This is a genomic window from Thermosynechococcus sp. TG215, assembly GCF_031583455.1.
Lineage (GTDB): Bacteria > Cyanobacteriota > Cyanobacteriia > Thermosynechococcales > Thermosynechococcaceae > Thermosynechococcus.
Genome location: NZ_CP134178.1, coordinates 1,078,566 through 1,092,661 on the forward strand (window position 1 = coordinate 1,078,566; position 14,096 = coordinate 1,092,661).

The 14,096-nt window shown below is 53.0% G+C and carries 6 protein-coding genes; all 6 read right to left on the reverse strand.

Annotated features, from left to right (window positions below):
• Positions 1-28: 28 nt before the first annotated feature.
• Complete coding sequence (locus tag RHJ02_RS05035; protein WP_310822159.1) at positions 29-9,328, reverse strand: hypothetical protein; 9,300 nt, start codon at positions 9,326-9,328, stop codon at positions 29-31.
• A gap of 210 nt (positions 9,329-9,538) precedes the next feature.
• Positions 9,539-11,284 (reverse strand): ribonuclease J, encoded by a 1,746-nt coding sequence (locus tag RHJ02_RS05040; RefSeq protein ID WP_206201342.1) that lies wholly within the window; start codon positions 11,282-11,284, stop codon positions 9,539-9,541.
• A 59-nt stretch (positions 11,285-11,343) separates the two neighbouring features.
• A complete protein-coding gene (gene dapA / locus RHJ02_RS05045; protein WP_310800529.1) occupies positions 11,344-12,234 on the reverse strand; it encodes a 4-hydroxy-tetrahydrodipicolinate synthase in 891 nt (296 codons plus the stop codon).
• Entirely contained in the window at positions 12,231-12,659 is a 429-nt protein-coding gene (locus RHJ02_RS05050) for a hypothetical protein (RefSeq protein WP_310800530.1), read from the reverse strand. The genes dapA and RHJ02_RS05050 overlap by 4 nt, the downstream gene beginning before the upstream one ends.
• A gap of 6 nt (positions 12,660-12,665) precedes the next feature.
• Positions 12,666-13,487, reverse strand: a complete 822-nt coding sequence (proC, locus tag RHJ02_RS05055) for a pyrroline-5-carboxylate reductase (protein WP_206201345.1) — start codon at positions 13,485-13,487, stop codon at positions 12,666-12,668.
• Entirely contained in the window at positions 13,462-14,031 is a 570-nt protein-coding gene (locus RHJ02_RS05060) for a cell division protein SepF (protein ID WP_206201346.1), read from the reverse strand. Before RHJ02_RS05060 ends, proC begins: the two co-directional genes overlap by 26 nt.
• Positions 14,032-14,096: the final 65 nt, after the last annotated feature.

The window sequence follows — 14,096 nt, forward strand, 5'->3', positions numbered from 1 at the left end:
ACTCTAAGCATGACCAAAAAGCCAATACTTAAGCAGGAGTATTCGGGTTCCGTGCTACTTCTGCGCGAACATACCAAACCTCATCCTTCGCAAGGGTTTCGAGGGCAGAAGCAGGAGTATTGGGGTTCCCCGCTACTGCTGCGCGAACATCCGTCCAAAAGTGGCTAGCTAGCTCTGCTAGTCGGATGGTAGCGGTGTTGTTGCTCTTAGCCTCTTCAATCAACGAAACAATTTCAGGTCTTTCTGCTACTGCTCTGCGGACATCGCTATCCTCATCCTTCGCAAGGGTTTCGAGGGCAGAAGCAGGAGTATTCGGGTTCCGTGCTACTTCTGCGCGAACATACCAAACCTCATCCTTCGCAAGGGTTTCGAGGAGTGAGACGGGGGTATTCGGGTTCCCCGCTACTGCTCTGCGAACATCCCTATCCTCATCCTCAGCAAGGGTTTCGAGGAGTGAGACAGGGGTATTCGGGTTCCTCGCTACCGCTTGGCGGACATAACTCTCCTTATTCTTCGCAAGGGTTTCCAAAACAGAAGCAGGAGTATTGGGGTTCCCCGCTACTGCTGCGCGAACATCCGTCCAAAAGTGGCTAGCTAGCTCTGCTAGTCGGATGGTAGCGGTGTTGTTGCTCTTAGCCTCTTCAATCAACGAAACAATTTCAGGTCTTTCTGCTACTGCTCTGCGGACATCGCTATCCTCATCCTTCGCAAGGGTTTCGAGGGCAGAAGCAGGAGTATTCGGGTTCCGTGCTACTTCTGCGCGAACATACCAAACCTCATCCTTCGCAAGGGTTTCGAGGGCAGAAGCAGGAGTATTCGGGTTCCGTGCTACTTCTGCGCGAACATCCCTATCCTCATCCTCAGCAAGGGTTTCGAGGAGTGAGACGGGGGTATTCGGGTTCCCCGCTACTGCTCTGCGAACATCCCTATCCTCATCCTCAGCAAGGGTTTCGAGGAGTGAGACAGGGGTATTCGGGTTCCTCGCTACCGCTTGGCGGACATAACTCTCCTTATTCTTCGCAAGGGTTTCCAAAACAGAAGCAGGAGTATTGGGGTGCCCCGCTACTGCTGCGCGAACATCCGTCCAAAAGTGGCTAGCTAGCTCTGCTAGTCGGATGGTAGCGGTGTTGTTGCTCTTAGCCTCTTCAATCAACGAAACAATTTCAGGTCTTTCTGCTACTGCTCTGCGGACATCGCTATCCTCATCCTTCGCAAGGGTTTCGAGGGCAGAAGCAGGAGTATTGGGGTTCCCCGCTACTGCTGCGCGAACATCCGTCCAAAAGTGGCTAGCTAGCTCTGCTAGTCGGATGGTAGCGGTGTTGTTGCTCTTAGCCTCTTCAATCAACCAAACAATTTCAGGTCTTTCTGCTACTGCTCTGCGAACATACCAAACCTCATCCTTCGCAAGGGTTTCGAGGGCAGAAGCAGGAGTATTCGGGTTCCGTGCTACTTCTGCGCGAACATACCAAACCTCATCCTTCGCAAGGGTTTCGAGGAGTGAGACGGGGGTATTCGGGTTCCCCGCTACTGCTCTGCGAACATCCCTATCCTCATCCTCAGCAAGGGTTTCGAGGAGTGAGACAGGGGTATTCGGGTTCCTCGCTACCGCTTGGCGGACATAACTCTCCTTATTCTTCGCAAGGGTTTCGAGGGCAGAGGCGGGAGTCTTCGGGTTCCGTGCTACTGCTGTGCGAACATCCTGAGCCTCATATTCATCCTTAGCAAGGATTTCGAGGGCATAGGTAGGAGTCTTCGGGTTGCCCGCTACTGCTGCGCGAACATCCTGAGCTTCATCCTCAGCAAGGATTTCGAGAGCATAGGTAGGAGTCTTCGGGTTGCCCGCTACTGCTGCGCGAATATCTGTACAAAAGTGGCTAGCTAGTTCAGCTAGTCGGTCTGTAGAAGTGTTGCCACTGTTAGCTTCCGTGATTAAAGCAGCAATTTCAGGTCTTCTTGCTACTGCTCTGCGGACATCACTTTCCTTATCCTTCGCAAGGGTTTCGAGGAGTGAGACAGGAGTCTTCGGGTTCCCCGCTACTGCTGCGCGAACATCCTGAGCTTCATCCTCAGCAAGGATTTCGAGAGCATAGGTAGGAGTCTTCGGGTTGCCCGCTACTGCCACGCGGATAACCCATTTGTTCTCCTTCACAAAGGTTTCCAAAACAGAAGCAGGAGTATTAGGGTTCCGCGCTACTGCCACGCGGACAGTCCAATCGTTCTCCTTCGCAAAGGTTTCCAAAACAGAAGCAGGAGTATTAGGGTTCCGCGCTACTGCTGCGCGAACATCCGTACAAAAGTGGCCAGCTAGTTCGGCTAGTCGGTCTGTAGAAGTGTTGCCACTGTTAGCTTCCGTGATTAAAGCAGCAATTTCAGGTCTTCTTGCTACTGCTCTGCGGACATCACTTTCCTTATCCTTCGCAAGGGTTTCCAAAACAGAAGCAGGAGTATTGGGGTTGCCCGCTACTTCTGCGCGAACATCCAAATACCAATCCTTCGCAAGGGCTTCCAAAACAGAAGCAGGAGTATTGGGGTTCCCCGCTACTGCTCTGCGAACATCGCTATCCTCATCCTCAGCAAGGATTTCCAAAACAGAAGCAGGAGTATTGGGGTTCCCCGCTACTGCTCTGCGAACATCGCTATCCTCATCCTCAGCAAGGATTTCCAAAACAGAAGCAGGAGTATTGGGGTTCTGTGCTACCGCTTCACGAACACTACTCTCCTCATCCTCAGCAAGGGTTTCGAGGGCAGAAGCAGGAGTATTGGGGTTGCCCGCTACTTCTGCGCGAACATCCAAATACCAATCCTTCGCAAGGGCTTCCAAAACAGAAGCAGGAGTATTGGGGTTCCCCGCTACTGCTCTGCGAACATCCCTATCCTTATCCTTCGCACGGGTTTCCAAAACAGATACTTCTGCAAGGGTTTCGAGGGCAGAAGCAGGAGTATTGGGGTTCTGTGCTACCGCTTCACGAACACTACTCTCCTCATCCTCAGCAAGGGTTTCGAGGGCAGAAGCAGGAGTATTGGGGTTCCACGCTACTGCTGCACGGACATACTTATTCTTATCCTTCGCAAGGGTTTCGAGGAGTGAGACAGGAGTCTTCGGGTTCCCCGCTACTCCTGTGCGGACATACTCCTCCATATCCTTCGCAAGGGTTTCGAGGAGTGAGACAGGAGTCTTCGGGTTCCCCGCTACTGCTCTGCGAACATATGTACAAAAGTGGCTAGCTAGCTTTGCTAGTCGGATGGTAGCGGTGTCGTTGCTCTCAGCCTCCTCAATCAACGAAACAATTTCAAGTATTTCTGCTATTGCTATGCGGAATTCTGCTAATATTATGCGGCCAATCCAATTCGTAAAGGTTTTGAGGAAGTGGACAAAATATTTGTTCATCTTCGCAAGGGTTTTGAGGAGTTTCGCAAGGGTTTTGAGGAATGAGACAGGGGTATTGGGGTTCTGTGCTACCGCTTCACGAACACTACTCCCCTTATCCTTCGCAAGAGTTTCCAAAACAGGAGCAGGAGTATTGGGGTTCCCCGCTACTGCTCTGCGAACATCCCTATCCTTATCCTTCGCACGGGTTTCCAAAACAGATACTTCTGCAAGGGTTTCGAGGGCAGAAGCAGGAGTATTGGGGTTCTGTGCTACCGCTTCACGAACACTACTCTCCTCATCCTCAGCAAGGGTTTCGAGGGCAGAAGCAGGAGTATTGGGGTTCCACGCTACTGCTGCACGGACATACTTATTCTTATCCTTCGCAAGGGTTTCAAGGAGTGAGACAGGAGTCTTCGGGTTCCGTGCTACTTCTGCGCGAACATACCAAACCTCATCCTTCGCAAGGGTTTCGAGGAGTGAGGCAGGAGTATTGGGGTTCCTCGCTACTTCTGCGCGGACAGTCCAATCGTTCTCCTTCGCAAGGGTTTCGAGGGCAGAAGCAGGAGTATTGGGGTTCCCCGCTACTGCTTGGCGGACATCCGTACAAAAGTGGCTAGCTAGCTCTGCTAGTCGGATGGTAGCGGTGTCGTTCCTCTTAGCCTCTTCAATCAACGAAACAATTTCAGGTCTTTCTGCTACTGCTCTGCGGACAGTCCAATCGTTCTCCTTCGCAAGGGTTTCCAAAACAGAAGCAGGAGTATTGGGGTTCCCCGCTACTGCTCTGCGAGCATATCTATCCTCAGCAAGGGTTTCCAAAACAGAAGCAGGAGTATTGGGGTTCCCCGCTACTGCTCTGCGAGCATATCTATCCTCAGCAAGGGTTTCCAAAACAGAAGCAGGAGTATTGGGGTTCCCCGCTACTGCTTGGCGGACATCCGTACAAAAGTGGCTAGCTAGTTCGGCTAGTCGGTCTGTAGAAGTGTTGCCACTGTTAGCTTCCGTAATTAAAGCAGCAATTTCAGGTCTTCTTGCTACTGCTTCACGACAATCCCCATCCTTCGCAAGGGTTTCCAAAACAGAAGCAGGAGTATTGGGGTTCCCCGCTACTGCTCTGCGAACATCGCTATCCTCATCCTCAGCAAGGGTTTCGAGGGCAGAGGCGGGAGTATTGGGGTTCCGTGCTACTGCTCTGCGAACATCGCTATCCTCATCCTCAGCAAGGGTTTCGAGGGCAGAGGCGGGAGTATTGGGGTTCCCCGCTACCGCTTCACGAACATTACTCTCCTTATCCTTCGCAAGGGTTTCGAGGAGTGAGACAGGAGTCTTCGGGTTCCCCGCTACTGCTTCACGACAATACGAATCCTTCGCAAGGGTTTCAAGGAGTGAGACAGGAGTCTTCGGGTTCCCCGCTACTGCTGCGCGAACATCCGTACAAAAGTGGCTAGCTAGTTCAGCTAGTCGGTCTGTAGAAGTGTTGCCACTGTTAGCTTCCGTGATTAAAGCAGCAATTTCAGGTCTTCTTGCTACTGCTTGGCGGACATACTTATTCTTATCCTTCGCAAGGGTTTCGAGGGCAGAAGCAGGAGTATTGGGGTTCCCCGCTACTGCTTCACGAACATCCCAATCCTTATCCTTCGCAAGGGTTTCGAGGAGTGAGACAGGAGTATTGGGGTTCCCCGCTACTGCTGCGCGAACATCCGTATAAATATAAAAAACATCCGTAACATCCGTATAAATATAAAACGTATAAAAGTGGCTAGCTAGCTCTGCTAATCGGGTGGTAGCAGTGTCGTTGCTCTTAGCCTCCTCAATCAACAGTCTTTTTGCTACTGCCACGCAGAGAGTCCAATCGTTCTCCTTATCCTTCTTCGCAAGGGTTTCGAGGAGTGAGACAGGGGTATTCGGGTTCCCCGCTACTGCTTGGCGGACATCACTCTCCTTATCCTCAGCAAGGGTTTCGAGGAGTGAGACAGGGGTATTCGGGTTCCCCGCTACTGCTTGGCGGACATCACTCTCCTTATCCTCAGCAAGGGTTTCGAGGAGTGAGACAGGGGTATTCGGGTTCCCCGCTACTGCCTGGCGGACATCACTCTCCTTATCCTCAGCAAGGGTTTCGAGGAGTGAGACAGGGGTATTCGGGTTCCCCGCTACTGCTTGGCGGACATCACTCTCCTTATCCTCAGCAAGGGTTTCGAGGAGTGAGACAGGAGTATTCGGGTTCCCCGCTACTGCTTGGTGGACATCACTCTCCTCATCCTCAGCAAGGGTTTCCAAAACAGAAGCAGGAGTATTGGGGTTCCCCGCTACTGCTTCACGACAATACGAATCCTTCGCAAGGGTTGCCAAAACAGAAGCAGGAGTATTGGGGTTCAACGCTACTGCTGCGCGAACATCCAAATACCAATCCTTCGCAAGGGTTTCCAAAACAGAAGCAGGAGTATTGAGCTTCCACGCTACTGATGCGCGAACATCACTCTCCTTGTCCTTCGCAAGGGTTTCGAGGGCAGAGGCAGGCGTCTTCGGGTTGACCGCTACTGCTGCGCGAACATCCTGAGCCTCGTCCTCAGCAAGGATTTCGAGGGCATAGGTAGGCGTCTTCGGGTTGCCCGCTACTGCCGCGCGAACATCCTGAGCTTCATCCTCAGCAAGGATTTCGAGGGCATAGGTAGGCGTCTTCGGGTTCCCCGCTACTGCTGCGCGAACATCCGTCCAAAAGTGGCTAGCTAGCTCTGCTAGTCGGATGGTAGCGGTGTCGTTGCTCTCAGCCTCCTCAATCAACGAAACAATTTCAGGTCTTTCTGCTACTGCTCTGCGGACATCGCTATCCTCATCCTCAGCAAGGGTTTCCAAAACAGAAGCAGGAGTATTGGAGTTCCGCACTACTGCTTGGCGAACATCCGTATAAAAGTGGCTAGCTAGCTCTGCTAGTCGGATGGTAGCGGTGTCGTTGCTCTTGGCCTCCTCAATCAACGAAACAATTTCAGGTCTTTCTGCTATTGCTCTGCGGACATCGCTATCCTCATCCTTCGCAAGGGTTTCCAAAACAGAAGCAGGAGTATTCGGGTTCCCCGCTACTGCTCTGCGAACATCCCTATCCTCATCCTTCGCAAGGGTTTCGAGGAGTGAGACAGGGGTATTCGGGTTCCCCGCTACTGCTGCGCAAACATTACTCTCCTCATCCTCAGCAAGGGTTTCGAGGGCAGAGGCGGGAGTATTGGGGTTCCCCGCTACTGCTGCGCGAACATCCGTACAAAAGTGTCTAGCTAGCTCTGCTAGTCGGATGGTAGCGGTGTCGTTGCTCTTAGCCTCCTCAATCAACGAAACAATTTCAGGTCTTTCTGCTACTGCTCTGCGAACAGCGCTATCCTCATCCTTCGCAAGGATTTCCAAAACAGAAGCAGGAGTATTGGGGTTCCCCGCTACTGATGCGCGAACATCCTGAGCCTCATCCTCAGCAAGGATTTCCAAAACAGAAGCAGGAGTATTGGGGTTCCCCGCTACCGCTTGGCGAACATCACTCTCCTTATCCTTCGCAAGGGTTTCGAGGGCATAGGTAGGCGTCTTCGGGTTCCCCGCTACTGCTGCGCGAACATCCTGAGCCTCATCCTCAGCAAGGATTTCCAAAACAGAAGCAGGAGTATTGGGGTTCCCCGCTACCGCTTGGCGAACATCACTCTCCTTATCCTTCGCAAGGGTTTCGAGGAGTGAGACAGGGGTATTCGGGTTCCCCGCTACTGATGCGCGAACATCCTGAGCCTCATATTCATCCTTCGCAAGGATTTCGAGGGCATAGGTAGGCGTCTTCGGGTTGCCCGCTACTGCCGCGCGAACATCCTGAGCTTCATCCTCAGCAAGGATTTCGAGGGCATAGGTAGGCGTCTTCGGGTTCCCCGCTACTGATGCGCGAACATCCGTATAAAAGTGGCTAGCTAGCTCTGCTAGTCGGATGGTAGAGGTGTCGTTGCTCTTAGCCTCCTCAATCAACGAAACAATGTCAGGTCTTTCTGCTACTGCTCTGCGGACATCGCTATCCTCATCCTCAGCAAGGATTTCCAAAACAGAAGCAGGAGTATTCGGGTTCCGTGCTACTGCTGCGCAAACACCCGTATAAAAGTGGCTAGCTAGCTCTGCTAGTCGGATGGTAGAGGTGTCGTTGCTCTTAGCCTCCTCAATCAACGAAACAATTTCAGGTCTTTCTGCTACTGCTCTGCGGACATCGCTATCCTCATCCTCAGCAAGGGTTTCCAAAACAGAAGCAGGAGTATTGGGGTTCCCCGCTACTGCTTCACGAACATCCAAATACAAATCCTTCGCAAGGGTTTCCAAAACAGGAGCAGGAGTATTGGGGTTCCCCGCTACTGCTCTGCGAACATCGCTATCCTCATCCTTCGCAAGGATTTCCAAAACAGAAGCAGGAGTATTGGGGTTCCCCGCTACTGCTCTGCGAACATCGCTATCCTCATCCTTCGCAAGGATTTCCAAAACAGAAGCAGGAGTATTGGGGTTCCCCGCTACTGCTCTGCGAGCATATCTATCCTCATCCTCAGCAAGGGTTGCCAAAACAGAAGCAGGAGTATTGGGGTTCCCCGCTACTTCTGCGCGAACATCCAAATACCAATCCTTCGCAAGGGTTTCCAAAACAGAAGCAGGAGTATTGGGGTTCTGTGCTACTGCTTCGCGAACAGCCCAATCGTTCTCCTTCGCAAGGGTTTCGAGGGCAGAAGCAGGAGTATTGGGGTTCCCCGCTACTGCTCTGCGGACATCCCTATCCTTATCCTTCGCACGGGTTTCCAAAACAGAAGCAGGAGTATTGGGGTTCTGTGCTACTGCTTCGCGAACAGCCCAATACTCATCCTTCGCAAGGATTTCCAAAACAGAAGCAGGAGTATTGGGGTTCTGTGCTACTGCTTCGCGAACAGCCCAATACTCATCCTTCGCAAGGATTTCCAAAACAGAAGCAGGAGTATTGGGGTTCTGTGCTACTGCTCCGCGAACAGCCCAATACTCATCCTTCGCAAGGATTTCCAAAACAGAAGCAGGAGTATTGGGATTCCCCGCTACTGCTACGCAGACAATCAAATCGTTCTCCTTCGCAAGGGTTTCGAGGAGTGAGACAGGGGTATTCGGGTTCCCCGCTACTGCTGCGCGGACATACCACCAATGCTTCGCAAGGGTTTCGAGGGCAGAGGCAGGAGTATTCGGGTTCTCCGCTACTGCTTGGCGGACATCACTCTCCTTATCCTCAGCAAGGGTTTCGAGGAGTGAGACAGGGGTATTCGGGTTCCCCGCTACTGCTTGGCGGACATCGCTATCCTCATCCTCAGCAAGGGCTTCCAAAACAGAAGCAGGAGTATTGGGGTTCCTCGCTACCGCTTGGCGGACATCACTCTCCTTATCCTTCGCAAGGGTTTCGAGGAGTTCAGGAAGAATCGTTGTTGCCCTAGCCGCCTGCTGTCTTACTTTTGCGCTTTGACGCTGAACTGCAACTGTCAATGCCCAAGTCGGCGGCTCTGTAAGCTCTAATATTCGTATTAAGGCTTCATCACTAATGCTCTGTCGTTCACTGTCTTGGAGCACAAGGAGTTTCATCCCAGGATTGCGAGCTACTGCCGCCGGAAATTCCTCAGCTAGTTTATAGAGGGTCGCTGGAGGGGTCTGGGGATTCATCGCCACTTTACGGCGGACATTGGCCGCTGGATGTTGTGCTAAAGTTGTCAGGAGAGTATGGGATGCACTGAGGTTCTGGGCAAGAGCTTCTGCTAACGGTTTATTGCTTTGAGCTTCCGATAGCCAAGCCTCTAGGACTTCAGCAGGGGTATTGCCATTGGCAGCAACCGCAAGGCGCACTTTTTCATGGGGGTCATTGGCCAACATCCGCAAAATGTTTGGTGAAGTAGTAGCAGACTGCGCTACCTGCCGACGCACACAAGGGTCAGGATGCTGAGCTGCAGTAGTCATCGAATTAAGATCAAAATCATCAATATCCATTGCGCGCCACAATTTTTATTTGCGACATTGGTACTAGTCAGTTATTGTAATTCTAGCTTTAGTTGTTAACTACTGAAAGCCCCCGATCGTTTCAACGCTAGCTAGCGCAGCGGCAACAAAAATAAACGGGCAGGGATGCCCTACAAAATAGGCACCTTCTCCTGCCCAAGGGGCTTGATGCTAGCCAACCACAGAAGCGGTGCTGCGACGCCGCCGAATTCCTGTCGTCACAGTGGGGGTGACTTCGATGGGTTGCAGAAGCAATAGGACTGAGGCATTGCCCTGAAGTTCACGGCGCACCAGTCGCACCAGTTCGCGTTCAATGTGGGCTTTGACCCCTGCCCAATCGATATCGCCGTTGCGGGCATATTCACTCCAGCGATCGCTCAAAGCAGTTTCGACCGTGGCATGTACCCAAGCCTGCCAAGCCTGTGGCTCAATCGCCGTGACCACACCCCGCAGGTGGACTTCAGGAGTAGCTTTCAGACTGCCATCAGTACCCACCGCCACCGCCACGGTGATAATGCCTTCCTCAGCCAGTTGTTGTCGCTCTTGCAGCACATGGGCTTTGACAATGCCACCGCGATCCAGTAACTCAATACCAGCAGGTACCTTATCGACGACCCGAATCGAGTCACGGGTGAGTTCCACCACATCGCCGTTGTCAATAATCACCATATTCTCCGGGGGAATGCCCATGCTCTGAGCCGTTTGGGCATGTTTCACCAGCATGCGGTGCTCGCCATGTACGGGCAAAAAGAACTTGGGCTTCGTCAAGGCCAGCATTAGCTTTTGATCCTCTTGGCAGGCATGGCCAGAGACGTGAATGCCCTGTTCGCGACCGTAGATGACTTTGGCGCCTTGCATCATCAGGCGATCGATCATGTTGACCACGGCAATCGTGTTCCCCGGAATGGGGTGAGCCGAGAGAATCACAGTATCGCCGGGGCGAATTTTAATTTTGTTGTGTTCCCCTTTGGAAATCCGCGTCAGGGCAGACAGAGGTTCCCCTTGGGAGCCAGTGGTCAGGTACATCACCTGATGATCGGGGTACTTGTGCATCATGTGCAGTGGCACAAAGAGATCGTCTGGGCAGTGAATGTAGCCCAACTGCCGCGCATGGGCAATGACATTGAGCATCGATCGCCCCAAGACCGAAACCACGCGGCCATGCTTTTGCGCCAATTCCAAGGCCATACTGAGGCGATGTACCGAAGAGGCAAAGGTGGTAAAAATAATCCGCCCCTCTGCTTGGCTAAAGGCACGATCCAAGTTGGGAAACACCGATCGCTCCGAGGGGGTGTGGCCGGGCACTTCCGAGTTGGTGGAGTCACTAATGAGACAGAGAACCCCCTTCTCCCCATGCTCCGCTAGCCGCTGAATGTCAAAGCACTCGCCATCAACGGGGGTAAAGTCAAATTTGAAATCCCCGGTGTGGATAATCACGCCAATGGGGGTATGAATCGCCACGGAGAAGCTATCGGCAATGGAATGGGTATTGCGGATATACTCCACAAGGAAGTTTTTGCCCAAACGCACCATCTCCCGCGGCTGTACCGTGCGCAGTTCGGTGCGATCGCCAACCCCTGCCTCTTCGAGTTTCCCTTGCAGCAACGCCATGGCAAGGCGAGGGCCATAGATGACGGGAATATCAAACTGCTTGAGATGAAAGGGGATGCCACCAATGTGATCTTCATGACCATGGGTCACAATCATTCCCTTGATTTTTTCGCGGTTTTGCCGCAGGTACGTCATATCGGGTAAGACGATATTGACCCCATGCATGCCATCAGTGGGAAAAGCTAACCCTGCGTCCAGCAAAATAATTTCATCTTGAAATTCAAAAACACAGGTGTTCTTGCCAATTTCGTGCAGCCCACCGAGGGGAATAATTTTCAGGGCAGCAGTTGCAGCGGATTGACTCATAGGTCTCCTTACGATGAAACAACAAAAAAGGTGCAGCTTGGGAAATGCCCAGCGTTGTCTTAAGACTTCAGTAGGCCAAGAGCATCTAAAACAGGCTTCAATTGGTCAATCACAGCGTCACTCGCAGACGTGAGGGGCAATCGGGGAGCACCCACCGCCCAACCTTGCAGGCTGAGGGCAGCTTTAATCGGAATCGGATTCGTCGTCACAAATAAAACCTTGAACAGGGGCAATAGTTGACAATGAATAGCAGTCGCTGTCGCTGTGTCGCCTTGAATAAAAGCTTGGATCATCTCTTGAATGCGTGAGCCAACAAGGTGACTGGCTACACTGACGACACCATAACCACCCACGGCCAGTAGTGGTAACGTCAGGGAGTCATCCCCAGAGTAAATGCGAAAATGTGGCGGCAGCTGGGCACGAAGGGTGCTGGCTTGGTCAAGGTTGCCGCTGGCTTCTTTGATGGCAACAATGTTCGGATGGTCAGCAAGGCGGATCACTGTTTCTGGTAGCAGGTTCTGCCCTGTACGGCCGGGGATGTTGTAGAGCATGAGGGGAAAGTCCGGCACTACCTTGGCGATCGCCTGAAAATGGGCATAGAGTCCTTCTTGGGGGGGTTTGTTGTAGTAGGGTACCACCAAGAGGGCACCATCGAGGCCGAGTTCTGCGGCCTTTGCCGTGGCATGAATAGCCTCACGAGTGGAGTTGGAACCCGTACCTGCAATCACCTTGGCTTTGCCTGCCACAGCCTGCTGCACTGTTTGAAAGAGTTGAAATTCCTCTTCCCAAGTGAGGGTGGGGGATTCGCCGGTAGTGCCGCAAACAACAATACCATCGGAACCGTTGGCCACAAGGTGCTGTGCCAGTTCTGCCGCCACATCGTAGGCGATCGCGCCATCCTCTGTAAATGGCGTAATCATGGCGGTAATCACACGTCCAAAGTCAGTCACAGTCCACCCTCAGCCAAGTCCCGTTGTAGTTGCCCAATGGTAACCGCGCGGCTGTACACGCGCCGGCGATCGCCCAAGGTTTCTAAAATAATGGCTCCGCGTCGCCAGCTTTGGGGCGATCGGTAAATCGCCAAATTATTGTCGGTCTCTACGATTCCATAGCCGTTATTCCTCAGCCATGCCTCCAGTTGTGGCATTTGTGGCAGTGACACCGCCAGAACTTTCGTGTGATGCCAATAGGCCGCGATCGCTCCCACGACTAGTCCCCAACGGTAGGGCAGGGGAGACAACAGACTCCAGTGGCAAATTTGGCTCAAACTCAAGGCAGTGATGGCAGTGACACAGGCAAAGTAGTCAATGAACACCACCTTCACATCTAAGCCTTCAATGGCGGGGGGGTCAACGGTTGTGGCAGAGTTGGGCATAGGCACTTAGTTGAGGGCTTGGGCACGCTCGTAGGCCGCTTTTACCGTTTGCATGAGGGTTCCACGCACACCAGCAGCTTCCAGTACTTCGAGACCCGCAATGGTTGTCCCCGCAGGACTGGTGACCGCATCCTTGAGTTGCGCCGGATGCAGCCCGCGCTCATTAAGTAATTGTACTGTGCCTGCTATTGTGCCATAAACGAGTTCCTGTGTCAGCGATCGCGATAGCCCCACTGCCACCCCCGCATCGCATAGTGCCTCCACCATCAGGGCAACAAAGGCAGGCCCTGAGCCAGAAAGTGCGGTGACTGCGTCCATTTGCCCTTCACTGACAGCCACCACCTGCCCCAGTACCCCTAACAAATTCTTAATCTTGCGAATCTCCAGTTCACTGGCGGCACTATCGCTAACAAGGGCAATCACGCCGGCGCCCACTTGGGCTGGTGTATTCGGCATCGCCCGAAAGATCAACCGCTGGGGAAACAGTCGCCGCAGCCGCCCACTGTTGATCCCTGCCATAATGGAAAGGGCAACGCCAGTGCCCTGAGCTACCGGCGTATCCGCCAGTTCTGACTCAATATCGGCAAAGACCTGTGGCTTGACCGCCAGTAGGAGCGTTTCGGCTGTAGCGACTTCTAGGTTCGTTGTCACTCTGACCCCATAGGTGTGGGCTAGATACTGCTGCCGCTGAGGCGATCGCGCCGATACCCACACCTGCTCTGGCAAGAGACCATCTGCCAGCAACCGCGAAAGCATTGCCTCCGCCATGCGGCCACAGCCAATGATTCCAAGAGCCGGCACCCTAGGCACTACGCTGTTGTTGGGCATTCATCCCCCAAGCGGGTGGGGGGGCAACAGGTGTGGTAGCTGGGCGAACGCCACCCACTTGCGTACTCACTTGCACACAGCTCGGTGTAAACAGGAAAATGCTTTCACCAATACGCTCTTGGTGACCATCAATCGTGAACGTGGCACCGGCAACAAAATCCACTGAGCGTTGGGCTTGCTCTGGCTCCATCAAGGTCAGATTTAGCACCACAGACTTCCGCTCTTTAAGAGCCTTGATCACCTCAGGCATTTCACTAAAACTGCGGGGCTGCATCACCAAAACTTCCGCCACTGCCCCCCACCAACGACCGGCATTGGGCATCCCAATCACATTCGAAGGAGCTGATCCCGTCGGCACTGAACCAGTGGCAACTGAGGGAGACGGACTAGTGTCAAAGTCATGACTCAGGGTTGGCCGCGATGCGGGCAGCGGTTCCACCTCCGGTTCCGTGGTTAGCGTTCGTGCCGTTCCTTGAGGGTATTCCTCATCGTAGATGTCAGTCTCTGGGGTTAGGCCCATGAGGTCACGGAGTTTGCCCAACATAACGACTCACTATTGCTCCTAATAAATAAATGTATGAGTTGTAAGAGTTTTCTGACGTGCCGTAG